We start from the raw sequence: 25,083 nt of genomic DNA, 5'->3' as shown, positions 1-25,083 counted from the left end.
CCGAGGGCGCCACGCCGCCCGCGGCTACTCCGCGTCGAAGTCGTACGCCTCGACCTCGGCCAGGTACCGCGCCCGCCGTTCCTCGTCGTCGTCGAGGAAGGACGCCTCGAAGGAGTTGCGGGCCAGGGTCCGCATCTGCTCGCGGTCGAGGCCCAGCGCGTTGCGTACCGCGTCGAAGGTGTCGCCCACGTAGCCGCCGAAGTAGGCCGGGTCGTCGGAGTTGACGGTCGCCATCAGGCCCGCCGCCAGCATCGAGGCCAGCGGGTGGTCCTCCAGGACGTCGATCGCCCGGAGCCGTACGTTCGACAGCGGGCAGAGCGTCAGCGGCACCCGCTCCCGTACCAGCCGCTCCACCAGCTCCGGGTCCTCCACACAGCGCAGGCCGTGGTCGATCCGCTCCACGCCGAGGACGTCGAGGGCCTCCCGGATGTAGGCCGGCGGGCCTTCCTCGCCCGCGTGGGCGACCTTGCGCAGGCCGAGCGCCTCCGCCGCCGCGTACACCTCGCGGAACTTCGACGGCGGATGGCCCACCTCCGCCGAGTCCAGGCCGACGCCCGTGATCCGGTGCAGATACGGCTTCGCCGCCTCCAGGGTCGCCATCGCCGACTCGGCCGGCTCGTCGCGCAGGAAGCACATGATCAGCCGGGTGGAGACGCCGTGCCGCTCCTCGGCCCCGTCCAGCGCACGGGCCAGACCCTCGATCACCGTGCCGATCGGCACCCCGCGCGCCGTGTGGGCCTGCGGGTCGAAGAAGATCTCGGCGTGCCGTACCCCCTGGGCCGCGGCCCGTGCCAGATACGCGTCGGCCAGCTCGGTGAAGTCGTCCGCCGTGTGCAGGACGGCCATCAGCCCGTAGTAGAGGTCCAGGAAGGACTGCAGATCGCTGAAGAGGTACGCCTCGCGCAGCTCCTCGGTGTCCGCGTACGGCAGGGTGACGCCGTTGCGGGCGGCCAGCGCGAACGCCAGCTCGGGTTCGAGGGTGCCCTCGATGTGCAGGTGGAGTTCGGCCTTGGGGAGGGGGAGGGACATGGGTGTTTCGTCTATCTCTTGGGGAGGGGGACCCTCATCAGATCCTGGGCGATGCTCAGTTCGCCGTCGAACCCGGCCGCCCGTGCCTGGCGTTCGAACTCGGCGGGATCGCTGTACCGCTGCGAGAAGTGGGTGAGGACGAGATGCCGTACGCCCGCGTCCCGCGCGACCGTGGCGGCCTGACCGGCCGTCAGATGGCCGTGGTCGGTGGCGAGCCGGACGTCCTCGTCGAGGAAGGTCGACTCGATGACGAGCATGTCGGCGCCCTCGGCGAGCACCCGCACCCCGTCGCAGAGCCGGGTGTCCATGACGAAGGCGAAGCGCTGCCCGCGCCGGACCTCGCTGACCTCGTCCAGGGTCACGCCGTTCAGCACGCCCTCGCGCTGGATGCGGCCCACGTCCGGTCCCTTGATGCCGTGCGCGGCGAGCCGCTCGGGAAGTATGCGGCGCCCGTCGGGCTCGGTGAGGCGGTAGCCGTACGACTCGACGGGGTGGGAGAGCCGGTACGCGTCGAGGGTGTACGTGTCGGTGACGGCGAGGGGGCCGTCGGCGGCGACCGGGGTCTCGATGAGCTTCACCGTCTCGCGGTAGGCGGTCGCGTACCGCAGCCGCTCGAAGAAGCGCTGCCCGCTCGCCGGGTAGTGGGCGGTGACCGGGTGCGGCACCTGGTCGAGGTTGATCCGCTGGATCACGCCCGCGAGCCCGAGGGAGTGGTCGCCGTGGAAGTGCGTGACGCAGATCCGGTCGAGGTCATGGGCGGCGACCCCGGCCCGCAGCATCTGGCGCTGGGTGCCCTCGCCGGGGTCGAAGAGGATGCCCTGCCCGTCCCAGCGCAGCAGATAGCCGTTGTGGTTGCGGTGCCGGGTCGGCACCTGGCTCGCGGTGCCGAGGACGACCAGTTCACGTACGGACAAGGCAGGCCTTCACTTCAATGGGTTGTTCGACGGGGTACGTCGACGGGCTATCCGGGCGGCCAGTTGAGGCCGCGGCCGCCGAGGACGTGCGCGTGGGCGTGGAAGACGGTCTGGCCGGCCCCGGTCCCGGTGTTGAAGACGATCCGGAAGCCGCTGTCGACGACCTTCTCCTGTGCGGCGATCTCGCCCGCCTCGCGCAGCACGTCGGCGGCCACGGTGGGCGCGGCGGCGGCGAGCGAGGCCGCGTCCGGGTAGTGCAGGCGCGGGATGACGAGGACGTGTGTGGGTGCCTGCGGGTTGATGTCCCGGAAGGCGACGGTGGTCTCCGTCTCGCGCACGATCGTCGCCGGAACCTCCCCGTCCGCGATCTTGCAGAACAGGCAGTCGCTCTGCGGCTCTCCGGCCATGGTCCGGGCCTCCTCGCCTCTGTCGATCAGTACGCACGCATGCTATCGGCCGCGCTCGGAAGCGGGCGCGCGGCGCCTGAGGGCCGCGCGGCTCGCCCAGTAGGTGATCACCACACCCCAGAACAGCGGATAGACGAGCGCGCCGATGACGGAGGCGTCCACCGTCCACAGCGCCATCGCGACCACCGAGTGCAGACCGAGCAGCCCGACCGCGACACCCATCGCGATCACCGGCCGGCAGCCCCGCGCGACCAGGAGCAGGGGGCGGCGCAGCCGGGGCGGCACGCGCCGGGTCAGCCACAGCGCCCAGGCGCCCCAGCCGCCGAGGACCACCGCGACGCCGATCAGGTACGGGACGAGGGCGTCGCCGCCGCTCGCTCCGGTGCGCAGCGGCGCCGAGCCGAGGGAGGCGCCCATGAAACCGAGCAGGGCCACCCAGCGGGCGCCCGCGACGGTCCCCCAGGCCATGGTCTCCAGGTTGTAGCGGGCCTGCCGGTCGTTCGTGTCGAGGGCGGCGGACTCGACGAAGCCGGCGGCGGCCTTCGTCCACGCCCCGCGCCGGAACCAGCGGCGCCGCAGTCGCAGCAGGGAGAGGTTGTTGTGCGCCTCGCTGCTCTGCGGGTCGAGGCGCAGCGCCGTCTCGTAGGCCTGCTCGGCGACTCGGTGGTCGCCGGCGCGGTGGGCGGTGAGCCCCACCAGGAAGTGCGCGTCGCTCTCGCCGGGGGCGAGAGCGACGGCGCGGCGGGCCGCTTCGTACGCCTCGCGCTGCCGCTCCTTGCGGCTGGAGCGGTCGAGGACGGTGCCGAGGGCGTAGTGGCTGCCCCAGTAGTTCGGGGCGAGCTCGACGGAGTACCGGGCGGACAGCTCCGCCTCCTCGTACTCCTTCAGCGCGAGCAGGATGTGGGTGCGCATCAGCCAGCCGGGGAGGGAGTCCGGTTCGGCGAGCAGGGCCATTTCGATGGAGTCGAAGGCCTCCTGCTCCCGGCCCAGGCGGTGCTGGCAGCGGGCCAGGAGCACCAGGGCGGTGGCGTCGAGCGGGTCGGTCGCCAGGTGCTGGGCGGCGAGGGCGGCGGCCTGTTCGTACCGTCCGACGTCGAAGAGGGCGTCGGCCCGCTCCAGGGTGGGGCCTGTGGGGTCTCCTGGGCGGCTCATCAGACCTTGTCCCGGTCGTGCGTGATGCTGAGCAGGTTCGGGACGAGTCCCAGCCAGAACAGGACCTGGGGAAGGGTGCGGTCGGTCCACGGCACGACGACGATCAGCAGCGCGCAGAGCGTGGCGAGGGTGGCCTGGCCGAGGACCACCCGGGGCCAGAACAGCCGCCGCACGAGGGCGCGTACGGTCAGCCGGGCACCGGTGCGCATCCGCAGATAGCGGCGCCAGGCGCCGAAGCCCCACACCGCCGCCATCAGGCACAGGGCCCAGAGCCGGGTGCCGAGGTGGATCGGGAGCTCTTTCGGGTCCTCGCCGTCGGTCGGGAAGAGGTCGGCGGTGACGGCGGCCATGGCGAGGCAGAGCAGCGCGAGCCACCGGGTGCCGCGCAGCATCCGGTAGACGGCCTTGTCGAGGTCGTTGCGCAGGGACGGCGAATCGGGGGCGGCGGCGAGGCCGCCCGCGTACAGGTCGGCGGCCCGGGCGGCGGACGTGCCGGGCTTGCGGGCCTCCCGCCCGGTGACCTCGGCGACGGCGAGCTTGTCGGTCGGGTCGATGCGCAGGAGCTGCTGGACGGACTCCCGTACCAGGTCGAAGCGCTCGTTGAACGCGGCGACCTTGTACATGGTGTGCCACGTGTCGACCACGTCGGGACCGAGTCGTACCGCCTCCATGGCCTCCTGGAGCGCCTCCTCCTTCGTGCCTGTGAAGATCAGCATCTCGGCGCGCTGGGTGCGCGGCCCCCAGCGGTGCGGCGCGAGGCGGATCGCCTCGCGCTGGGCGTGGTCGGCCTCCGGCAGCCGCCGCAGCCTGCGCAGAGCGAATCCGCGCATGAAGAACCCGTCGGCGAGCTCGGGTTCGAGCTTCAGTGCTTCGTCGGCGGCGTCGAGCGCCTCCTCGTACCGCTTGAGACCGCAGAGGCACCGGGCGCGCGTGGCCCACGCCTGGTGGTCGTCGGGTGCCTCGGCGAGCCGCCGGTCGACCAGGGCCAGGCCCTCCTCGTACCGCTCCATGCCGTACAGCGCTTCGGCCTGTTCGACCCGCGAGTGCACGGGGGTTCCGCTCACAGCTTGCGCTTCTTCTTCAGATAGGCGACCAGGTCGTCGTACATCCCGCCGTCGTTGGCGAACATCGCCACGTTGCGGGCGGAGGCGAACCAGGACTCGCTGGAGGGCTTGATCTGCTTCGCCGCGCCCAGCAGGTCCTTCATGTTGATCATGCGTACGGTGCCGGTGCGGGCGGACTCCAGGAGCGCCGACTCGGCGGCGGTCTCGCAGAGATGGGCGAGGTCGGCGCCGGAGAAGTCCTCGGTGACCTTCACGAGCTTGCCCAGGTCGACGGATTCGATGGGGCGCTCGCGCAGGTGGTAGCGGAGGATCGCCTCGCGGGCCGGGGCGTCGGGCGGCAGCACGAGCAGGGTGCGGTCGAGCCGGCCGGGGCGGCGCAGCGCGAGGTCGACGTCCCAGGGGACGTTGGTGGCGGCGAGCACGAAGACGCCTTCGTTCTCTGCGCCGTTGATGCCGTCGAGCTCGGTGAGGAGCTGGTTGACGACGTTGCGCAGACCGCTGTGGTGGGTACGGGAGCGCTTGGCGCCGAGCGCGTCCAGCTCGTCGAGGAAGACGACGCAGGGGGCCTGCCGGCGGGCGGTCTCGAAGATGTCGTGGACGTTCTTCTCCGAGGTGCCGATGTACATGTCGAGGACGTCGGAGAGCGAGATCGACATGAAGCTCGCGCCGAGCTCGCCCGCGACGGCGCGGGCGATGAAGGTCTTGCCGCAGCCGGGCGGGCCGTAGAGGAGCAGGCCGCCGCGGAGCGACTTGCCGTACAGCTTGCGCAGTTCGGGGTTGCGCATGGGGGCGAGGAACGCGGCCTCCAGGCGCTCCTTGACCTCCTGCATGCCGCCGACGTCGGCGAGGCGTACGGAGCCGGGGGCGTCGACGTCCCAGGCGGACGCGTCCCCGGGGTCGCCGCTCCCGTCGGCGGTGAGCGGTTCCTCGGTCCCGCCCTCGACGAACCGGGGCCCGACGAGGTCCCCGACCTCCTGCTCGGCGGCGGCCCAGTCGAAGCGGGGGGTGCCGGGGGTCTCCGGGGCGGGGGCCTCCGGGGGCTCGGGGGCGGGCGCCTCGGGGGTCTCCTTCGGTGCCGCGGGGGCGCCCATCGCGCGGGCCATCAGGGCGCGGGCGGCGGCGTCGCCCGGCGCGTGCTGGAGCGCGACGGCCGCCTCGGTGACGGCCTCGTCGCCGAGGCCCTCGGCGAGGAGCAGTTCGGCGAAGTGCAGCCGCAGGGGCACGTCTTCGGGCGCGGCGGCGACCGCGGCGCGCAGACTACGGATCAGGGGAGACTCGTCGGACATACGAGCAGCCTAGGGAGACCCCTCGGTGGCCGGCCCACCGGGTTGCCGTGGGACAGCCCCTAGGACCAGCGGCCCGTGCGGCCGAGGAGGAGGGCGGTCGCCGCCGTGCCCGCCGTGGAGGTGCGGAGCACGCTGTGGCCCAGGCGGTACGGCTTCGCGCCCGCGGCCTCGAAGGCCGCCAACTCCTCCGGCGACACTCCCCCCTCGGGTCCGACGACCAGCACGATCTCGCCCGCCGTCGGAAGCGCGGCGTCCGCGAGCGCGCCGCTGGGGTGGGCGCGGTCCTCGTGCAGGACGGCCGCGAAGTCGGCGCCGGTGAGGAGCGCGGCCACCTGCTTGGTGGTCATCGCGTCGGCGACCTCGGGGAAACGGGTGCGGCGGGACTGCTTGCCCGCCTCGCGCGCCGTCGCCCGCCACTTGGCGAGCGCCTTGAGGCCACGGTCGCCCTTCCACTGGGTGATGCAGCGGGACGCGGCCCACGGCACGATCGCGTCGACGCCGGTCTCCGTCATGATCTCGACGGCGAGTTCGCCCCGGTCGCCCTTGGGCAGCGCCTGGACGACGGTGATACGGGGTGTGGGCTCAGGGTCCTCGTGGACCGCCGTGACGTCGACGGTCAGCTGGTCCTTGCCCTCGGCCGCGCTCACCACGCACTCCGCCCAGGCGCCCCGCCCGTCGGTCAGGACGAGCTCCTCCCCGGCGCGCAGCCGCTTCACGGAGACGGCGTGGCGGCCCTCGGGACCGTCGAGGAGGAAGCCGCCGGGGCCGGGGACGGCGTCGACGACGAAGACGGGTGCGGTCATGTGGTGCTCCTGTGGGCCTGCGCGGAGAGGGCGGTGCCGAGTTCGGCGGCCAGCACCTCGACCAGTTGCCCCGCCGGGAGTTCGCGGGCCAGCCGGTGGCCCTGCCCGGCCCACAGGGCCATGCCCTGCGCGTCGCCCGCGGTGGCGGCGGCCTTGCGCAGCGGGGTGGTGAGGTGGTGGATCTCGGGATAGGCGGCGGGGGCGTACGGCCCGTGCTCGCGCATGAAGCGGTTGACGAGACCCCGGGCCGGCCGGCCGGAGAAGGCCCGGGTGAGTTCGGTGCGTACGAAGAGCGGGTTGGTCATCGCCTGCTTGTGCAGGGGGTGCGCGCCCGACTCGGGGCAGACGAGGAAGGCGGTGCCGAGCTGGGCCGCGTCGGCACCGGCGGCCAGGACGGCGGCGATCTGCGCGCCGCGCATGAGCCCGCCGGTCGCGACGATCGGCAGCTGGACGGCCTCGCGGACCTGGGTGACGAGGGTCAGGAGCCCGGTCCCGGCGAGGGCGGCGTCCGGGTCGTCGCGGTGGGTGCCCTGGTGTCCGCCGGCCTCGACGCCCTGCACGCAGACGGCGTCGGCCCCGGCCCACTGGGCGGCCTGGGCCTCCTCGACGGAGGTGACGGTGACGATCGTGTACGTACCGGCGCGGCCGAACGCGTGGAAGGTGTCGCGGCCGGGGCAGCCGAAGGTGAAGGAGACGACGGGGACGGGGTCCTCCAGGAGGATCGCCAGCTTGGCGTCGTACGCGTCGTCGCGTCCGCTGTCCGGGTCGCCGAGCGCCGTCTCGTACCAGGTGGCCTCACCGGCGAGCTGGTGCCGGTAGACCTCGACGGCGGCGGGGTCGGCGGGCTGTCCGCTCTGCGGCATGAAGAGGTTGACGCCGAAGGGCTGCCCGGTGAGCCCGCGCACCTGCTTGATCTCCTGGTACAGACCTCCGGCGGTCTTGTACCCGCCGGCCAGGAACCCGAGCCCGCCGGCCTCGCACACGGCTCCGACGAGTTCCGGACACGACGCGCCGCCCGCCATGGGGGCCTGCACGATCGGATACCGGGAGAGATCGTTCAGCGCGGTGGACATGCAGGCATCGTGCCATGCCCCCGCCGCGCGGCCGAATCCACGCTTCCGCCTCCGGCAGGGGGTACGCGAAAGGGGCCGCGAGCCGCACCCGCGCGACTCGCGGCCCCTTCCTGAGGCCGTACGTCCCCATGGGACCTAGCGGCCGTTGAACGCGTCCTTCAGCCGCGAGAACAGGCCCTGCTGGCCGGGCTGGAACTGGCCGGTCGGCCGCTCCTCGCCGCGCAGCTTCGCCAGCTCGCGGATCAGCCGCTCCTGCTCCGGGTCCAGCTTCGACGGGGTCATGACCTCGACGTGCACGATCAGGTCGCCCCGCCCGCCGCCGCGCAGGTGCGTGACTCCGCGCCCGTGCAGCGGGATCGACTGGCCGGACTGCGTGCCCGGACGGATGTCGACCTCCTCCATGCCGTCGAGCGTCTGCAGCGGCACCTTCGTGCCGAGCGCGCCCGCTGTCATCGGGATGGTGACCGTGCAGTGCAGATCGTCGCCGCGCCGCTGGAAGACCTCGTGCGGCACCTCGTGGATCTCGACGTACAGGTCGCCGGCCGGGCCGCCACCGGGGCCGACCTCGCCCTCGCCGGCGAGCTGGATGCGGGTGCCGTTGTCGACGCCGGCCGGGATCTTGACCGTGAGCGTGCGACGCGAGCGGACCCGGCCGTCGCCCGCGCACTCCGGGCACGGGGTCGGGACGACGGTCCCGAAGCCCTGGCACTGGGGGCAGGGGCGGGAGGTCATGACCTGGCCGAGGAAGGACCGCGTCACCTGCGAGACCTCACCGCGGCCGCGGCACATGTCACAGGTCTGCGCGGAGGTGCCGGGCGCGGCGCCCTCGCCAGAACAGGTCGTACAGACGACCGCCGTGTCGACCTGGATGTCCTTCGTCGTGCCGAAGGCGGCCTCGTCGAGGGTGATCTCCAGCCGGATCATGGCGTCCTGGCCCCGGCGGGTGCGCGAGCGCGGCCCGCGCTGGGACGCCGTACCGAAGAAGGCGTCCATGATGTCCGAGAAGTTCCCGAAGCCGCCCTGGCCGAAGCCGCCGGCTCCGCCACCACCGCCGGACGCGGACAGCGGGTCGCCACCGAGGTCGTAGACCTGCTTCTTCTGCGGGTCCGACAACACCTCGTAGGCGGCGTTGATCTCCTTGAACCGCTCCTGCGTCTTCGGATCGGGATTGACATCCGGGTGCAGCTCGCGGGCGAGCCGCCGGAATGCCTTCTTGATCTCGTCCTGGGACGCGTCGCGGCGCACGCCGAGTACGGCGTAGTAGTCCGTGGCCACTTACGACTCCGCCAGGATCTGTCCGACGTAACGTGCCACTGCGCGTACCGCTCCCATCGTTCCGGGGTAGTCCATGCGGGTCGGTCCGACCACGCCGAGTTTGGCGACTGCCTCGTCGCCCGAACCGTAGCCGACCGCGACGACGGACGTGGAGGTGAGCCCTTCGTGGGCGTTCTCGTGCCCGATCCGTACGGTCATGCCCGAGTCCTTGGCCTCGCCGAGCAGCTTGAGGAGCACGACCTGCTCCTCCAGTGCTTCCAGCACCGGCCTGATCGTGAGGGGGAAGTCGTGGCCGAAGCGGGTGAGATTGGCGGTACCGCCGATCATCAGCCGCTCCTCGTGCTCCTCCACCAGCGTTTCGAGCAGGGTCGCGAGCACCGTCGACACCGTGCCGCGGTCCTCCGTCTCCTCGAAGGACTCCGGCAGATCCTGCACCAACTGCGGCACGTCCGCGAAACGGCGGCCGACGACCCGGCTGTTGAGCCGGGCCCGCAGGTCCGCCAGCGAGGCCTCACCGAACGGCGCCGGGCAGTCGATCATCCGCTGCTCGACGCGGCCGGTGTCCGTGATCAGCACAAGCATCAGCCGGGCCGGGGCCAGCGAGAGCAGCTCCACGTGCCGGACCGTCGAGCGGGTCAGCGACGGGTACTGGACGACGGCGACCTGCCGGGTCAGTTGCGCGAGCAGCCGGACCGTACGCCCGACGACGTCGTCGAGGTCGACCGCGCCGTCGAGGAAGTTGTGGATCGCGCGCCGCTCGGGCGTCGACAGCGGCTTGACGCCGGCGAGCTTGTCGACGAAGAGGCGGTAGCCCTTGTCCGTCGGGATGCGTCCGGCGCTGGTGTGGGGCTGGGCGATGTAGCCCTCGTCCTCCAGGACGGCCATGTCGTTGCGCACGGTGGCGGGCGAGACGCCGAGCCGGTGGCGCTCGGTGAGCGCCTTGGAGCCGACGGGCTCCTCCGTCCCGACATAGTCCTGGACGATGGCGCGCAGCACCTCGAGCCTGCGTTCGCTGAGCATGCCGCACACCTCCAGCTGTCGTTCCGGATGCTCCATGTTTGGCACTCGCCCTGTCCGAGTGCCAGGAATCCCCCGGCCAGTGTACGGCGGCGGGCATCGCTCCTGGCAAGGAGGCCACATCGCGGTCACGTCACATCCGCGCCAGAGCGGCTAGCGTCGCTTTATGAGTGTCGGTTGGGAAGAGTTCGGCTGGGAGCCGCTCGCGGACGGCGTGGGGCGGCGGCGGCTGCCCGGATGGGACGCCACGGTGGGCCTGGTGCTCGGCGAGAAGGCGGTGCTGCTGTACGACACCGGCTCCACGCTCCGTGAGGGCGCGGAGCTGCGGTCGCAGGTCGAGGCGCTGACCGGCGGCCGGGGAGTGACGCACATCGCACTGAGTCATCCGCATTTCGACCATGTGCTGGGCACGGCGGCCTTCGCGGGGGCGGAGGTGTACGGAGCGGTGGGCGTGGACGACGTCATGCGCCAGAGGGGCGGGGAACGGCTGCGCTCGTCCGCGGTACGGCACGGTGTCGACCCGGCGGAGGCGGGAGAGGCGGTCGAGGCGCTGGTGACACCGCGGCACATGGTGTCGGGCGAGTGGACGCTGGACCTGGGCGGGCGGATGGTGCTCCTGGCGAACGTCGGCCCGGGCCACACGGCCCACGACCTGGTGCTGTGCGTGCCGGGCTCGGCGCCGGGCTCCCGGGAGGTCGTCTTCTGCGGCGACCTGGTCGAGGAGTCGGGCGAACCGCAGGCCGGTTCGGACGCGATCCCCTCGCGCTGGCCGGCGGCGATCGACCGGCTGCTGGCTCTCGGCGGTGAGGACGCGGTGTACGTGCCGGGGCACGGGGCGGTGGTGGACGCCACGTTCGTGCGGAGACAGCGCGATGAGCTGGCACGGCGCTTCGGAGTGTCATAACGTCGCGCGAATGCGCAGCTACAACCCGGACCTGACGCCCCCTTGGAAGCGCTCCGCGCCCGTGCCGGAGGTGCCGGCCGAGGCCGACCTCGTCGTCGAGGAGGTCTCGACGGGCTTCTGCGGGGCGGTGATCCGCTGCGAGGCGGGCACCGTGACCCTGGAGGACCGCTTCGGCAAGCACCGGGTCTTCCCGATGGAGCCGCGCGGCTTCCTCCTGGAGGGCCGCGTCGTGACCCTGGTCCGGCCCTCGACGGGGGCACCGGCCCGCCCCACCCGTACGGCCTCCGGTTCGATCGCGGTCCCGGGGGCGCGGGCGCGGGTGGCGCGGGCGGGCCGGATCTACGTGGAGGGCCGCCACGACGCGGAGCTCGTCGAGCGGGTCTGGGGCGACGACCTGCGGATCGAGGGCGTCGTGGTCGAGTACCTGGGCGGCATCGACGACCTCCCGGCGATCGTCGCCGACTTCGCCCCGGCACCGGACGCCCGCCTGGGCGTCCTGGTGGACCACTGGGTGGACGGCTCGAAGGAGTCTCGAATCGCGTCCCGGGTCTCGTCCCCGGACGTCCTGATCGTGGGCCACCCGTACATCGACGTGTGGGAGGCGGTGAAGCCGTCGTCGGTGGGCATCCCGGAGTGGCCGGTGATCCCTCGGGGCCAGGACTGGAAGACGGGCGTCTGCCAGGCCCTGGGCTGGCCCCCCGACCCACCGGCGGCCTGGCAGCACATCCTCTCCAGGGTCCACTCCTACAAGGACCTCCGCCCCGAACTCCTCGCCCGCGTAGAAGAACTGATCGACTTCGTGACGTCCCCGTAGCCCCCGTGCCCCCTACGGAGGTCTCCCCCCACCCCACCCCTTCCCGAAACCCTGCCGGGGGCTGGGGGGCGGAGACGTGTGGGGGGATGCCCCCACACCCCCCGGGGGGCGGCAGCTCCGCGCCGCCGGGATCCCACCCGTTGTGGGCACTGTTCCCCCGGGCCGGAACGGTGCCGCGGCCAACCCGGGCCGGGCCGCGCCTCAGGTGCCGCCCTCGCCGTCGGCGAGGAGGGTCGACCTGTGCCAACTCCTCCCGCTGCGCGACCCCACCCGTTGTGGGCAACTGTTCCGCTGGGGCGGAACGGGTGGGCACAACCCACGGGAGCGGCGCCTTTTCAGGCCCCTCGCACGAGGGCGGTGCCGTTTCAGCCCCCGCACCGGAGCGGGGTCTAGTCCACCAGGTCCCGCACCACCGCGTCGGCGAGCAGCCGACCCCGCAGGGTCAGGACCGCGCGCCCCGACTCGTACGCGACCCGCTCCAGGAGCCCGTCCTCCAGCGCCTTGCGGGAGGCGGCCAGCCCGGCCGGCCGCAGGAGCCCGAGCTCGACGCCCTCCCGCAGCCGCAGCTCCAGCAGCACCCGCTCGACCCGCCGGTCCTCCTCCGACAGCACCTCGCGCCCCGCCCCCGGCGACCGCCCCTCCCCCAGGGCCGCCGCGTACGCCCCCGGGTGCTTCACGTTCCACCACCGCACGCCGCCCACGTGGCTGTGCGCGCCCGGGCCGGCGCCCCACCAGTCGGCCCCGCGCCAGTACAGCTCGTTGTGGAGGCAGCGCCCGGCCTCCGTCGTGGCCCAGTTCGACACCTCGTACCACTCGAAGCCGGCCTCCGCGAAGACCGAGTCCGCTATCAGATACCGGTCCGCGTGGACGTCGTCGTCCGTCATGGGGACCTCGCCCCGGCGTATCCGCCGCGCCAGCTGCGTCCCCTCCTCCACGATCAGCGCGTACGCGCTGACGTGGTCAGGGCCCGCGCCGATGGCCGCGTCGAGCGACGCCCGCCAGTCGTCGTCGGACTCCCCCGGCGTGCCGTAGATCAGGTCCAGGTTCACGTGGTCGAAGCCCGCCGCCCGCGCCTCCGCGACGCACGCCTCGGGCCGGCCGGGCGTGTGCGTGCGGTCCAGGACCTTCAGGACGTGCTGCCGGGCGCTCTGCATCCCGAAGGAGATCCGGTTGAACCCGCCCTCCCGCAGCTCCGCCAGATACGCCGGGTCGACCGACTCCGGATTCGCCTCCGTCGTCACCTCCGCGTCGTCCGCGAGCCCGAACTCGTCCCGGATCGCCCCCAGCATCCGTACGAGGTCCTTGGCGGCGAGCAGCGTCGGGGTGCCGCCGCCCACGAAGACGGTCCGGACCGGTCTCGGGTCGTCGCCGAGGACCTTCCGGGCGAGCCGGATCTCCTCGGTGACCTGTCCCGCGTAGTTGTCCCGGGAGGCGAGCACGCCGCCGGCACCGCGCAGCTCGCTCGCGGTGTAGGTGTTGAAGTCGCAGTAGCCGCAGCGCGTCGCGCAGTACGGCACGTGCAGATAGAACCCGAGGGGCCGCTCGGCCGCCCCTTCCAGGGCGTGCGCGGGCAGCGCCCCGGTCTCGGGCATGGGCTCACCATCGGGCAGTACGGAAGGCATGAGCCCATTGTCCCGTACTGCCCGAGGTGAACGGCCGGCCTGTGGACAACCCGGCGAACCCGGCACCGGAGCCCCTGTGGACAACCCGGACCCGGCACCGGACCCGGCACCGGACCCGGCACCCGACCCGGCGCCTGACCCGCCCGGCGGCGGCCCGAGGCGGCTACGCCTCCCGCGCCCCCTCGTACATCTCCTCGATCAGGTGCTTGTACGTCCGCTCCACGACGGGCCGCTTCATCTTCAGCGACGGCGTCAGCTCGCCGTGCTCGACATCGAGGTCGCGCGGGAGCAGCCGGAACTTCTTGATCGTCTGCCAGCGCTGGAGGCCCTCGTTGAGGCGGTCGACGTAGCCCTGGACCATCTCCTGGGTCTGCGGGGCGGCGACGACCTCCGCGTACGACTTGCCCGCGAGGTCGTGCTCGGCGGCCCAGCCGAGGATGGCGGGCTCGTCGAGGGCGATGAGCGCGGTGCAGTAGTTCCGGTCGGCGCCGAGGACCACGATGTTGGAGACGAAGGGGCAGACGGCCTTGAAGCGGCCCTCCACCTCCGTCGGCGCGATGTACTTGCCGCCCGAGGTCTTGAACAGGTCCTTCTTGCGGTCGGTGATCCGCAGGTAGCCGTCGGCCGAGAGCTCACCGATGTCGCCGGTGTGGAACCAGCCGTCCGGCTCCAGGACCTCGGCGGTCTTCTCCGGCAGCCCGTGGTAGCCCTCCATGACGCCGGGGCCGCGGAGCAGGATCTCGCCGTCGTCCGCGATCCGGACCTCGCAGCCGGGCAGCGGCTTGCCGACCGTTCCGGTGCGGTAGGCCTCCCCCGGGTTGACGAAGGAGGCCGCGCTGGTCTCCGTCAGGCCGTAGCCCTCCAGGATGTGGATGCCCGCGCCGGAGAAGAAGAAGCCGATCTCGGGCGCCAGGGCGACGGAGCCGGAGACGGCGGCGCGCAGCCGCCCGCCGAACGCCTCACGGAGCTTCTTGTAGACCAGCGCGTCGGCGACCTTGTGCTTCATGGTGAGGCCGAAGGGCGCGGAGGCGGTGCCGGTGCGACGGAAGTTGTCCTGGGTGACCTTGGCGTACTCGCGGGCGACGCCGGCCGCCCACTGGAAGATCTTGTACTTCGCGGGGCCGCCCTCGCGGGCCTTGGCGGCGACTCCGTTGTAGACCTTCTCGAAGATGCGCGGGACGGCCGCCATGTAGGTGGGCTGGACGACCGGCAGGTTCACGATGATCTTGTCGATGCGGCCGTCGACGGCGGTGACGTGCCCGACCTCGATCTGCCCGGAGGTCAGCACCTTGCCGAAGACGTGCGCGAGCGGCAGCCACAGGTACTGCACGTCGTCCTTGGTCACCAGGCCGGTGGCGGCGATGGCCTTGGCCATGTACGACCAGTTGTCGTGCGGGAGGCGGACGCCCTTGGGGCGGCCGGTGGTGCCGGAGGTGTAGATGAGGGTGGCGAGCTGGGTGGGGGTGATCGCCGCGACGCGTTCCTTGACGGCCTCGGGGTGCTTCTCCAGGTACGCCTTTCCGCGCGCCTCCAGGTCCGCGAGGCTGATCACCCATTCGTCGGTCTCCACCCCGGTGGGGTCGATGACGACGACGTGGTGGAGGCCCGGCAGGTCGCCGCGGCGTTCGCGGGCCTTGGCGACCTGGCCCGCGTCCTCCGCGATCAGGACCTTGGACTCGGAGTCGGAGAGGATGAACGCCGACTCCTCGGCGTTGGTCTGCGGGTAGACCGTGGTGGTCGCGGCGCCCGCGCACATGACGCCGAGGTCGGCGAGGATCCACTCCACGCGGGTGGAGGAGGCCAAGGCGACCCGCTCCTCGGGCTGGACGCCGAGGTCGACCAGGCCGGCCGCGATGGCGTAGACCCGGTCGGCGGCCTGTGCCCAGCTGAGCGACCTCCACTCGTCCGGGCCCTGGCCGGAAGCGGCCGGGACGGGGTAGCGATAGGCCTCCGCGTCGGGAGTCCGCGCCACGCGCTCAAGGAAGAGGGTCGCCACCGAGGGCGGCCGGTTCTCGATCAGGGTCTGTGTGTCGCTCACGACGTCCTCCGGGCGGCGGCGTTGCCTGCTGGTGGTGCGATCTGGCGGTGCGTTTCTAACCGGCGAGTAACCTTCGAGCCGGGATCAGAGTAGATGGCCGAAGACCGACGCGTAAGGCCCTGTGGTGCGACGCTTCATACCCGGTTCATAACGAACGGGCCCGCGCACTCTCCGTGCGCGGGCCCGTTCGGTGTATCTGTCAGCTAAATGGCCGATTACTTCTTGCTCTTGCCGCCGGCCGAGTCGTCGCTCGACAGCACGGCGATGAAGGCCTCCTGGGGGACCTCCACGGAGCCGACCATCTTCATCCGCTTCTTGCCTTCCTTCTGCTTCTCCAGCAGCTTCCGCTTACGGGAGATGTCACCGCCGTAGCACTTGGCGAGGACGTCCTTGCGGATGGCGCGGATGGTCTCGCGGGCGATGACCCGGGAGCCGATCGCGGCCTGGATCGGCACCTCGAAGGCCTGCCGCGGGATCAGCTCGCGCAGCTTGGCGACGAGCCGCACACCGTAGGCGTACGCCGCGTCCTTGTGGGTGACGGCGGAGAACGCGTCGACCTTGTCGCCGTGCAGCAGGATGTCGACCTTGACCAGGCTGGAGGCCTGCTCGCCGGTGGGCTCGTAGTCGAGGGAGGCGTAACCCCGCGTCTTCGACTTCAGCTGGTCGAAGAAGTCGAAGACGATCTCGGCCAGCGGGAGGGTGTAGCGGATCTCGACCCGGTCCTCGGAGAGGTAGTCCATGCCGAGGAGGGTGCCGCGACGGGTCTGGCAGAGCTCCATGATCGCGCCGATGAACTCGCTGGGGGCGAGGATCGTGGCGCGCACGACGGGCTCGTACACGTCGCTGATCTTGCCCTCGGGGAACTCGCTCGGGTTGGTGACCGTGTGCTCGCTGCCGTCCTCCATGACCACGCGGTAGACCACGTTGGGGGCGGTGGCGATCAGGTCGAGACCGAACTCGCGCTCCAGGCGCTCCCGGATCACGTCCAGGTGGAGCAGGCCGAGGAAGCCGACGCGGAAGCCGAAGCCGAGGGCGGCGGAGGTCTCCGGCTCGTAGACCAGCGCGGCGTCGTTCAGCTGCAGCTTGTCGAGGGCCTCGCGGAGATCCGGGTACTCCGAGCCGTCCAGCGGGTAGAGGCCGGAGAACACCATCGGCTTGGGGTCCTTGTACCCGCCGAGGGCCTCCGTGGCGCCCTTGTGCAGGGAGGTGATCGTGTCACCGACCTTGGACTGACGGACGTCCTTCACGCCGGTGATGATGTAGCCGACCTCGCCGACGCCGATCCCGTCCGCCGGCGTCATCTCGGGGGACGAGACGCCGATCTCGAGGAGCTCGTGGGTGGCGCCGGTCGACATCATCTTGATGCGCTCGCGCTTGTTGAGCTGTCCGTCGACGACTCGTACGTACGTGACGACACCGCGGTACGAGTCGTAGACCGAGTCGAAGATCATCGCGCGGGCGGGGGCGTCGGCGACACCGACGGGGGCTGGCACCCGCTCCACGACGCGGTCGAGCAGCGCCTCGACACCGAGACCCGTCTTGGCGGAGACCTTGAGCACGTCCTCCGGCTGGCAGCCGATGAGGTTGGCGAGCTCCTCGGAGAACTTCTCCGGCTGGGCGGCCGGCAGGTCGATCTTGTTCAGTACGGGAACGATGGTGAGGTCGTTCTCCATCGCCAGGTACAGGTTCGCGAGGGTCTGCGCCTCGATGCCCTGGGCCGCGTCGACGAGGAGGATCGTGCCCTCACAGGCCGCCAGGGACCGCGAGACCTCGTACGTGAAGTCGACGTGCCCGGGGGTGTCGATCATGTTCAGGATGTGGGTCCTGCCCTGACCCGCGCCCTCGGTGGGCGCCCAGGGAAGACGGACCGCCTGGGACTTGATGGTGATGCCGCGCTCGCGCTCGATGTCCATGCGGTCGAGGTACTGGGCGCGCATCTGCCGTTGGTCGACGACACCGGTCAGCTGGAGCATCCGGTCGGCGAGGGTCGACTTGCCGTGGTCGATGTGCGCGATGATGCAGAAATTGCGGATCAGCGCCGGGTCGGTACGGCTCGGCTCGGGCACGTGGGTAGGAGTCGCGGGCACGCAGGGTCTCGTCTCGGGGCGATGTCGGATCGATACGTAGGCTCCATGGTCCCACGACTGCGGTGCTGCGCTCGGTTTGGGCGGCCCGGAGGGTGCCTGATACCGTGGACAGCTGTGTCTCGTGTGCCCTCTCAGCTTCGGGACACATCTGATAGATCACCGATTGCCCTCCACGCCCCCTCGGTGTGGTGGGACCCCCAGAAAAGGGCTCTTTTTCGTGGCGAACATCAAGTCCCAGATCAAGCGGAACAAGACGAACGAGAAGGCGCGCCTGCGCAACAAGGCCGTCAAGTCCTCGCTCAAGACCGCGATCCGCAAGGCCCGCGAGGCCGTCGCCGCGGGTGACGTCGAGAAGGCCGTCGTGGCTTCTCGCGCCGCCTCCCGCGCGCTCGACAAGGCTGTCTCGAAGGGTGTCATCCACAAGAACGCCGCCGCCAACAAGAAGTCGGCGCTGGCCACCAAGGTTGCCTCCCTGCAGGGCTGAGCTCTGATGTGACGCCGGACGGGACCCAGCGGGCCCTCTCTCCCGCTCCCAACCGGCACCCCGGACTCGCACGCGATACGCGTTCGCCACGCGTGTGCGAGCCCACCAAGCTTCACGCCGAAGGCCCCGCCACTCTCCTTCCCCAGGAGAGGGCGGGGCCTTCGCGCGTGCTCACGACCGCCTCGGCGGGCGGGCGTCCTACCGGCGCAGGCGGGCGGCTCGTGCCACCGCGACGACTGCCTTCTCCAGGGCGTACTCGGGGTCGTCGCCGCCGCCCTTGACGCCCGCGTCCGCCTCGGCCACCGCGCGCAGCGCCAGGGAGACGCCGTCCGGCGTCCAGCCGCGCATCTGCTGCCGGACCCGGTCGATCTTCCACGGCGGCATCCCCAGCTCGCGCGCCAGATCCGCGGGCCTGCCGCCGCGCGCCGACGACAGCTTGCCGATCGCGCGGACGCCCTGCGCCAGCGCGCTGGTGATCAGGACCGGCGGGACTCCCGTCGACAGCGACCAGCGCAGCGCCTCCAGGGCCTCCGCCGCCCGCCCCTCCACCGCGCGGTCCGCGACGTTGAAGGACGACGCCTCCGCACGGCCCGTGTAGTACCGCCCGACGATCGCCTCGTCGATCGTCCCCTCCACGTCGGCCGTCAGCTGCGAGACCGCCGAGGCCAGCTCCCGCAGGTCGCTGCCGATCGAGTCGACGAGCGCCTGGCAGGCCTCGGGCGTGGCCGACCGGCCGAGGGCCCGGAACTCCTGCCGTACGAACGTCAGGCGCTCCGCCGGCTTCGTCGTCTTCGGGCAGGCCACCTCCCGCGCCCCCGCCTTGCGTGCCGCGTCGAGCAGCCCCTTGCCCTTGGCGCCGCCCGCGTGGAGCAGCACGAGCGTGATCTCCTCGATCGGCGAGGCGAGGTACGCCTTGACGTCCTTGATCGTGTCCGCGGACAGGTCCTGCGCGTTCCGCACGACCAGGACCTTGCGCTCGGCGAAGAGCGACGGACTCGTCAGCTCGGCGAGCGTCCCGGGCTGGAGCTGCTCGGGGTTGAGGTCACGTACGTCCGTGTCGGCGTCGGCGGCCCGGGCGGCCGCCACCACCTCCTGGACGGCGCGGTCGAGGAGCAGGTCCTCCTGGCCCACGGCGAGCGTGACGGGGGCGAGGAGGTCGTCGGGCGAAGTCTTTCTGGTGGCCATCGCGTCCCAGCATCCCACGGGCCACCGACACTCCCGCCCGTACCGGAGAATGGCCTGGTGAGCGAACGACACGTACTCGTACTGCCGGACCGCGACGCCGCCGAGGAGGTCGCCGAGGAGCTGCCCGCCCGCTTCGGCGTCGCCGAGGAGCCGCAGCTCGTCAGGGACGCCCTGGCGGGTGAGGACGACGCGGAGGACGCCCAGTGGCTGGTCGTCGTGGAGGACCCGGACGGCCGGCTGGACTCGGCGGCGCTCGACGCGCTCGCCGCGGAGTACGAGGGCTGGCTGGAAGCACCGTAAGAGCTCCATGCCGCCCGTAAGAGCTCCATGCCGCTCCCGCCGGGCAGCGGTCAGCCACCTCCTCTTGGTACGGCCAGCAGATCCCGGCCCGACCCCGTCACCGCGATCGCACCGTCCCGGTCCGTCCGGAGCACCCGCGCTCCCCCGGCCCGCAGGACCTCGACGGTCCGGGGCGACGGGTGTCCGTACGGGTTGTCCCGTCCGGTCGACACCAGCGCCAGCCGGGGCCGGACCGCCCGTATCAGTCCGGGGTCCTGGTGCGCCGAACCGTGGTGGGCCACCTTGAGCACATCCACCGGCGCCAGCCCCGGGTACGCCCGCAACAGCCCTTGCTGGGACGGCGGTTCGAGGTCCCCCAGCAGGAGCAGGCTCACGCCTCCCCTCGTCCGTACGAGCAGGGTGACGCTCGCGTCGTTCGGCTCCGACTCCTCGGGCGCCACCGCCCCCGGGGCCGCCCGTGGCCAGAGCACCCGCCACTCCAGCGGGCCGAGGCGCCGCTGTTCGCCAGGTCCGGCCCGTACGACGGGGACGCCCGCCGCCGCGGCCGTCCGCCGCACGAACGCCGCCTGTCCTGGCGGCTCTTCGAGCCCCGTCGTCTGGATGGCCCCGACCGACCGCCCGCGCAGGACCCCGGGCAGTCCGGCGACGTGGTCCGCGTGGAAGTGGGTGAGCACCAGCAGCGGGACCCGACGGATCCCGAGGTCGCGCAGGCACGTGTCCACCAGCGCCGGATCGGGCCCTGCGTCCACGACCACGGCGGTGTCCCCGCCCGCCGCGAGCACGGTCGCGTCCCCCTGCCCCACCTGGCACATCGCGTACGTCCACCCCGGCGGCGGCCACCCGGTGACCCACCGGATCAGCGGGGGCGGCCGCACCACCGCGAGCAGCAGCAGGACGACGCAGCCGAGAGCGGCTTTTCGCCGGTAGGGCAGCTTCCAGGCCGCCAACGCCACGAGCCCGAAGAGGCCTGCCAGCAGCAGTCCTCCCCACCAGCCGCCCGGCCAGGCCACCTCCGCGCCCGGCAGCGCCGCACCGGTGCGCGCCACGCCGGCGATCCAGCCGGCGGGCCACCCCGCCACCTCCGCGACCGCCTCGGCGGCGGGCAGCCAGACCGGCGCGAGCGCGAGCGCGGCGAACCCGAGGATCGTCGCCGGGGCGACGGCCGCCTCGGCGAGGAGGTTGCAGGGGATCGCGACCAGGCTCACCCGGGCGGCGAAGACCGCCACCACGGGCGCGCACACCGCCTGCGCCGCGAGGGCCGCGGCCAGCGCCTCGGCGATCCTGCCCGGCACCCGTCGCCGCCGCATGGCCTCGCTCCAGCGCGGCGCGATCGTGAGCAGCGCCCCGGTGGCCAGGACCGAGAGCAGGAAGCCGTAACTCCGCGCCAGCCAGGGGTCGTAGAGCACCAGCGTCAGCACCGCCGCGGCGAGCGCGGGGATCAGCGAGCGGCGCCGGCCGGTGCCGATGGCGAGCAGAGCGACCAGGCCGCAGGCCGCCGCCCGCAGCACACTCGGATCCGGTCGGCAGACGATGACGAAGGCGAGCGTCAGCCCGCCCCCGACGAGAGCGGTGGACCGCAACGGAATCCCGAGGCGGGGAGCGAGCCCGCCACGCTCCGCCCGCATCGCGGCGCCGGGCCGGCCGACGAGAAGCAGCAGGACGACGGTGAGGTTCGAACCCGACACCGCCAGAAGGTGGGTGAGATCCGTGGCCTCGAAGGCGTCGCTCAGCTCCGGCTCGATCCGGGAGGTGTCCCCCACGACCAGTCCGGGCAGCAGCGCCCGGGCGTCCGGCTCGAGCCCCTCGGTCGCCCGCCGCAGCCCGGCCCGGAGGTCCCCCGCCGTGCGCTGCACCGCGCTCGGCGGCCCGGTGATCCGTGGCGGCCCCGCCCCGTCGACCCGCAGTACCGCCGCGACCCGGTCCCCCTCTCGCAGTGGGGGCGACAGCCGCGCCTCCACCCGCAGTCGGGTCGACGGCAGCAATCTCAGCCACTCCCGTCGGCTCTCCCCCGCCGGAACGATCAGCAGGACCGGCGTTCTCGTCCTGTGCACCGACCCGTCGGACGCCTCCACCCTGGTCGTCTCGCCCTGCAGAACCACGGCGACCGGGGCCGACCTGTTGCCCTGGACCCGGGGCCGGGTGAGCCGCGGATCCGAGGTGACCGTCACCTCGGCACCCACCCGGGCGTACTCGTTCGCCAGGCCCGGCACCGGCCCGCGGGCGAGGTCCGCCGCGTGCAGTCCGCCGGACGCGGCACCGGCCGCGGCGCAGAGCAGCACCGCCGCTCCCGCGGTGGCCCCGAGCCTCCGCCCGGCCCCCCGGTCACCGGCGGGCCGTCCCAGCCCCTCCGGAGCCCCACCCCGCGTATGTCCGCGCGACCGGGACCAGCGCATCGCGGGCAGGACCAGCAGCGCGGCCGCCCCGGCCGAGCAGGCGAGCACTCCGGCGACCGTCCACCACCCGGTGGCTCCCACGGCGAGGGCCGCCGCTCCCCAGGCCGCCAACGCCGGTGGCACCAGCCGCAGATCGGTCGGTCCCTCCTCGTACCGGTCGAGGGGAGCGCCGTACCTGTCGAGGGAAGCGCCGTCCCGGTTCATGGCCGCACCAGGGGCGCGAGGTCCGCGAACCGTCGTTCTCCGATGCCGTTGACCTCGCGCAGCTCGGCGACGGTCCGGAACCCGCCGTGCTCCGTGCGGTGGTCGACGATGTGCTGGGCGAGCACCGGTCCGACGCCCGGAAGGGTGTCGAGCTGCTCGACGGTCGCCGCGTTGAGGCTCAGTGGAGCCGCCCTCCCACCGCCCGCGGACCCGACGCCACCGCCTCCGCCCGCGCCCGCGCCCAGACCGGGTGCGGTCGACAGGGGCAGCCCGACCACCACCTGTTCCCCGTCCATCAGAACGCGGGCCCGATTGAGGCCGGTCACGTCCGTGCCCGGCCGGACACCGCCCGCGGCCCGCAGGGCGTCCGCGACCCTCGAACCGGCCGGTAGGGTCAGCACCCCCGGCCGTCGCACCTTGCCGCTCACATCCACCACGACTTCCGGTGGCGCCCCGGCCGTCGGCTCCGTCGCTCCACCGAAGCCCCCGGGCGGTGCGGAGGACACCGGGGACGCGGGCGAGGTGGGGCCGATCTCCGGCGGCGCCGCGCGCACGATCTCGGGCGCTCTGACCACCTCCGGCCGCCCGGTCCAGAAATACCGACCGGCGAAGCCGGCGGCCACGACCAGGACAACGGCCAGCGCCGCCAGTGTCCTCGGTTCCAGACCGCACCTCGACTGCGCCCATACCGGAAGCCGATCGCGCACCGCGAGCCTCAGCCGTTCCCACCGCCCGGGGGCGGCGCTCTGAGCCCGGTGCCCGTCCGATGCCGCGACATCCGGTTCGCTCCATTCCACCGGCGGTCCGGGCGAGGCCGGGGCCTCGGCCTCGCGAGGTGGAAACAACGCGTCTGCTCGGCGCCGCGCCGAGGTCCCGGCCGTGACGGACGCGTGCCTCACCCGCGCCCGCCGCCGGGCCCGCGCCGGAGGCGATCCGCGCCCGCCCGAGCGGGTGCGGCCGTCCGATCCGGGCGCCCGGCCGGGGCCGCTGGTCGCCGGGGCCGTCGTCGTTGCGATACGTCCTGCTACATGTGTGCGAAGAGCCATGGACAGGACGGTAGGCACATCCGGCGGAACGTGCTGAAGCGCGTCAAATTCTGTGGAACAACCGCAAGTTGTGGAAAACCACGTCACCCGTGAGGGGGATGGACGAGCAGAGATCGACCTTCCGGACTTCGCCCCTCAGCGGGGCGAGACGACGACGGCCAGAAGGCCTGGGCCCGTGTGCGCTCCGATCACCGCTCCGACCTCACTGACCCGCAGTTCCCCGATGCCCGGGAGGCGATCACGGAGCCGGTCGGCCAGCACGGCCGCCCGTTCGGGCGCGGAGAGGTGGTGCACTGCCACGTCCACCGTGCCGGAGCCGGCCCGCTCCACCGCGATCTCCTCGAGGCGGGCGATCGCCTTCGACGCCGTCCGTACCTTCTCGCGCAGTTCGATCCGCCCTCCGTCCAGTTCGAGGAGTGGCTTCACCGCGAGCGCGGAGCCGAGCAGCGCCTGCGCGGCTCCGATACGGCCTCCCCTGCGGAGATAGTCCAGCGTGTCGACGTAGAAGAAGGCGGAGGTCCCGGCGGCCCGCTTCTCGGCCGCGGCGACCGCTTCGTCGATGGAGCCGCCGGCGTCCACGACCTCGGCCGCCGTCAGTGCGCAGAAGCCCAGCGCCATCCCCACCATCCGGGTGTCGACCACCCGGACGGGCACGGGTGCGTCCTTGGCCGCCAGGACGGCGGCGTCGTACGTACCGGAGAACTCGGCGGAGAGATGGAGGGAGATGACGCCCCGCGCTCCTGCCTCGGCGGCCGCGCGGTACGTCGCCGCGAAGACCTCGGGACTCGGTCGCGAGGTGGTCACCGGCCGTCGCTTCTGGAGCGCCTGGGCGAGTGTGCGGGCGGAGACCTCGGTCCCCTCCTCAAGGGCCCTGTCGCCGATGACGACGGTCAGCGGGACCGCGGTGATGCCGTGCCGCTCCATCGTCTGGGGCGGCAGGTAGGCCGTGGAATCGGTGACGATCGCGACATGCCGGGACATGAGCGGGAGGTTACCCGTCGCGGCCACCCCGCGGCAGCCCGGCCCCCTCACGAGCGACCGCGTCACCCGCACGCCACCGCGCCGGGACCGCCCCGCCACCCGGGCGCCACCGCGGCGCGACCGCCCCGACGCCCGCCCGCCGCCACGGCGGTCGCAGCGCCATCCGCCGTCGTGACGGTCTCAGTTGGTGGTCTCCGGCCGCGCGGACTTCTCCCACGGGTAGGCCGTCAGGCGCGGGTCGCGTGCCGTGATCGCCGGCGGCTGCTGCTCCTCGGCCGACGCCTGCTTCCGGTCCGGCGCCGGCGCCGCCCCGTCCGACTCGGGCCACGAGAAGTCGTCCGACGCGGGGTTCTGCTCAGGCGCCGACCAGTGACGCAGCGCGCCCGCCTCCAGGTCGATCTGGGCGCTCAGCGAGGAGAGGTCGTCCTCCGCGAACTTCCGCGCCCGGTCCCTGGCCGCCCACCGCAGCGAGTCGGCCGAGTGCGTGATCCGCTCCGTACGCTCCCGCAGTTCGGGGAGGTGTGCGGCCACCCTCGACCGGTCCGGATCGCGCTCCATGCGCTTGAGGTCCTCGTCCAGCTCCTGCCCATGGGCGCTCAGCCGGCGGAACAGATCGAGCGTCTCCTTCAGCGAGGCGTCCTCGGCGACACCCGCCTGCAGGGCGTCCTGGGTCGCGCGCATCGAGGTGCGCAGCGAGAGCCGCAGCTGGGCCAGCTGGCCGGAGACGCCGCCCTGTCGGTAGCTCTTCGCGCGCAGCGTGGTGTCCTCGACCGTGCGCCGGGCCTGCGTGATCGTGCGGTCGACCCCGCGCTTGGCGGCCTTGACCGCCTTCACGGCCGCGTACACCCCCAACGCCACGAAGGCGAAGAAGAGCAGCGCCATGATCAGAATCGCGGCTTCTCCCATGAGTGCCCCTCCGGCGTGGTCGAGTCCTCGGCTTTCGAGTCCCTCGGTTGTCGTTCCTCCACGGTAAACGGAACGGGCGGGCCGAGGGTTCCATCGGAA

Annotated in this window: 22 protein-coding genes; 4 read left to right on the top strand and 18 right to left on the bottom strand. The window is 72.6% G+C overall.

What is annotated here, in order from left to right:
- Positions 1-24 precede the first annotated feature (24 nt).
- The 10 genes from ACF06X_RS02300 to hrcA form a co-directional block, all read right to left on the bottom strand.
- Positions 25-1,029 (bottom strand): adenosine deaminase, encoded by a 1,005-nt coding sequence (locus ACF06X_RS02300; RefSeq protein WP_392285274.1) that lies wholly within the window; start codon positions 1,027-1,029, stop codon positions 25-27.
- Between the two features lie 11 nt (positions 1,030-1,040).
- A complete protein-coding gene (locus ACF06X_RS02295; protein ID WP_392285273.1) occupies positions 1,041-1,943 on the bottom strand; it encodes a ribonuclease Z in 903 nt (300 codons plus the stop codon).
- A 47-nt stretch (positions 1,944-1,990) separates the two neighbouring features.
- Complete coding sequence (locus ACF06X_RS02290; protein WP_158987180.1) at positions 1,991-2,350, bottom strand: histidine triad nucleotide-binding protein; 360 nt, start codon at positions 2,348-2,350, stop codon at positions 1,991-1,993.
- A gap of 42 nt (positions 2,351-2,392) precedes the next feature.
- The gene (locus ACF06X_RS02285; protein ID WP_392285272.1) at positions 2,393-3,502 is read right to left on the bottom strand and encodes a tetratricopeptide repeat protein; all 1,110 of its coding nucleotides are present in this window, start codon (positions 3,500-3,502) and stop codon (positions 2,393-2,395) included.
- Entirely contained in the window at positions 3,502-4,566 is a 1,065-nt protein-coding gene (locus ACF06X_RS02280; protein ID WP_392285271.1) for a tetratricopeptide repeat protein, read from the bottom strand. The genes ACF06X_RS02285 and ACF06X_RS02280 overlap by 1 nt, the downstream gene beginning before the upstream one ends.
- Complete coding sequence (locus tag ACF06X_RS02275; protein ID WP_392285270.1) at positions 4,563-5,852, bottom strand: ATP-binding protein; 1,290 nt, start codon at positions 5,850-5,852, stop codon at positions 4,563-4,565. Before ACF06X_RS02275 ends, ACF06X_RS02280 begins: the two co-directional genes overlap by 4 nt.
- A gap of 59 nt (positions 5,853-5,911) precedes the next feature.
- Positions 5,912-6,655 carry a 16S rRNA (uracil(1498)-N(3))-methyltransferase gene (locus ACF06X_RS02270; RefSeq protein WP_392285269.1) on the bottom strand — a complete coding sequence of 248 codons (744 nt, stop codon included), beginning with the start codon at positions 6,653-6,655 and terminating at the stop codon, positions 5,912-5,914.
- Positions 6,652-7,728 carry a nitronate monooxygenase gene (locus ACF06X_RS02265; protein ID WP_392285268.1) on the bottom strand — a complete coding sequence of 359 codons (1,077 nt, stop codon included), beginning with the start codon at positions 7,726-7,728 and terminating at the stop codon, positions 6,652-6,654. Before ACF06X_RS02265 ends, ACF06X_RS02270 begins: the two co-directional genes overlap by 4 nt.
- A gap of 135 nt (positions 7,729-7,863) precedes the next feature.
- The gene (gene dnaJ / locus ACF06X_RS02260; RefSeq protein ID WP_392285267.1) at positions 7,864-9,003 is read right to left on the bottom strand and encodes a molecular chaperone DnaJ; all 1,140 of its coding nucleotides are present in this window, start codon (positions 9,001-9,003) and stop codon (positions 7,864-7,866) included.
- Positions 9,004-10,023 carry a heat-inducible transcriptional repressor HrcA gene (gene hrcA, locus ACF06X_RS02255; RefSeq protein ID WP_158987194.1) on the bottom strand — a complete coding sequence of 340 codons (1,020 nt, stop codon included), beginning with the start codon at positions 10,021-10,023 and terminating at the stop codon, positions 9,004-9,006.
- Positions 10,024-10,186: 163 nt separating this feature from the next.
- Here hrcA and ACF06X_RS02250 point away from each other — a divergent pair, with 163 nt between their 5' ends.
- On the top strand, positions 10,187-10,924 hold the full coding sequence (locus tag ACF06X_RS02250; protein WP_392285266.1) for an MBL fold metallo-hydrolase: 738 nt from the start codon (positions 10,187-10,189) through the stop codon (positions 10,922-10,924).
- Between the two features lie 10 nt (positions 10,925-10,934).
- Positions 10,935-11,738 (top strand): DUF3097 domain-containing protein, encoded by an 804-nt coding sequence (locus ACF06X_RS02245; RefSeq protein ID WP_392285265.1) that lies wholly within the window; start codon positions 10,935-10,937, stop codon positions 11,736-11,738.
- A gap of 389 nt (positions 11,739-12,127) precedes the next feature.
- On the opposite strand, the gene hemW is transcribed toward ACF06X_RS02245, so the two are convergent.
- The 3 genes from hemW to lepA form a co-directional block, all read right to left on the bottom strand.
- The gene (gene hemW / locus ACF06X_RS02240; RefSeq protein WP_392285264.1) at positions 12,128-13,360 is read right to left on the bottom strand and encodes a radical SAM family heme chaperone HemW; all 1,233 of its coding nucleotides are present in this window, start codon (positions 13,358-13,360) and stop codon (positions 12,128-12,130) included.
- Positions 13,361-13,523: 163 nt separating this feature from the next.
- Positions 13,524-15,398, bottom strand: a complete 1,875-nt coding sequence (locus tag ACF06X_RS02235; protein WP_392285263.1) for an AMP-dependent synthetase/ligase — start codon at positions 15,396-15,398, stop codon at positions 13,524-13,526.
- Between the two features lie 215 nt (positions 15,399-15,613).
- Complete coding sequence (lepA, locus tag ACF06X_RS02230) at positions 15,614-17,485, bottom strand: translation elongation factor 4 (RefSeq protein WP_392285262.1); 1,872 nt, start codon at positions 17,483-17,485, stop codon at positions 15,614-15,616.
- A gap of 217 nt (positions 17,486-17,702) precedes the next feature.
- On the opposite strand from lepA, the gene rpsT reads away from it, so the two are divergent.
- A complete protein-coding gene (gene rpsT / locus ACF06X_RS02225) occupies positions 17,703-17,969 on the top strand; it encodes a 30S ribosomal protein S20 (RefSeq protein WP_392285261.1) in 267 nt (88 codons plus the stop codon).
- Positions 17,970-18,167: 198 nt separating this feature from the next.
- Here the strand turns inward: rpsT and holA are convergent, their stop codons facing one another.
- Positions 18,168-19,154 (bottom strand): DNA polymerase III subunit delta, encoded by a 987-nt coding sequence (holA, locus tag ACF06X_RS02220; RefSeq protein WP_392285944.1) that lies wholly within the window; start codon positions 19,152-19,154, stop codon positions 18,168-18,170.
- A 54-nt stretch (positions 19,155-19,208) separates the two neighbouring features.
- On the opposite strand from holA, the gene ACF06X_RS02215 reads away from it, so the two are divergent.
- The gene (locus ACF06X_RS02215; RefSeq protein WP_392285943.1) at positions 19,209-19,454 is read left to right on the top strand and encodes a hypothetical protein; all 246 of its coding nucleotides are present in this window, start codon (positions 19,209-19,211) and stop codon (positions 19,452-19,454) included.
- A gap of 50 nt (positions 19,455-19,504) precedes the next feature.
- On the opposite strand, the gene ACF06X_RS02210 is transcribed toward ACF06X_RS02215, so the two are convergent.
- The 4 genes from ACF06X_RS02210 to ACF06X_RS02195 all read right to left on the bottom strand — a co-directional run bounded on the left by ACF06X_RS02210 (position 19,505) and on the right by ACF06X_RS02195 (position 24,984).
- Positions 19,505-22,051, bottom strand: coding sequence for a ComEC/Rec2 family competence protein (locus tag ACF06X_RS02210; RefSeq protein WP_392285260.1), 2,547 nt, complete (start codon positions 22,049-22,051; stop codon positions 19,505-19,507).
- Positions 22,048-23,097 carry a helix-hairpin-helix domain-containing protein gene (locus ACF06X_RS02205; protein ID WP_392285259.1) on the bottom strand — a complete coding sequence of 350 codons (1,050 nt, stop codon included), beginning with the start codon at positions 23,095-23,097 and terminating at the stop codon, positions 22,048-22,050. The genes ACF06X_RS02210 and ACF06X_RS02205 overlap by 4 nt, the downstream gene beginning before the upstream one ends.
- A gap of 135 nt (positions 23,098-23,232) precedes the next feature.
- Positions 23,233-24,078: a DegV family protein gene (locus tag ACF06X_RS02200; protein ID WP_392285258.1), complete on the bottom strand. Its 846-nt coding sequence runs from the start codon at positions 24,076-24,078 to the stop codon at positions 23,233-23,235.
- 180 nt (positions 24,079-24,258) lie between these two features.
- Positions 24,259-24,984 carry a hypothetical protein gene (locus ACF06X_RS02195; RefSeq protein ID WP_392285257.1) on the bottom strand — a complete coding sequence of 242 codons (726 nt, stop codon included), beginning with the start codon at positions 24,982-24,984 and terminating at the stop codon, positions 24,259-24,261.
- Positions 24,985-25,083: the final 99 nt, after the last annotated feature.

It is taken from the genome of Streptomyces sp. NPDC015346, assembly GCF_043078785.1.
In the GTDB taxonomy this organism is placed as follows: domain Bacteria; phylum Actinomycetota; class Actinomycetes; order Streptomycetales; family Streptomycetaceae; genus Streptomyces.
The sequence above is the reverse complement of the archived record's forward strand: the minus strand, read 5'-3'. Positions and strand labels throughout refer to the sequence as shown.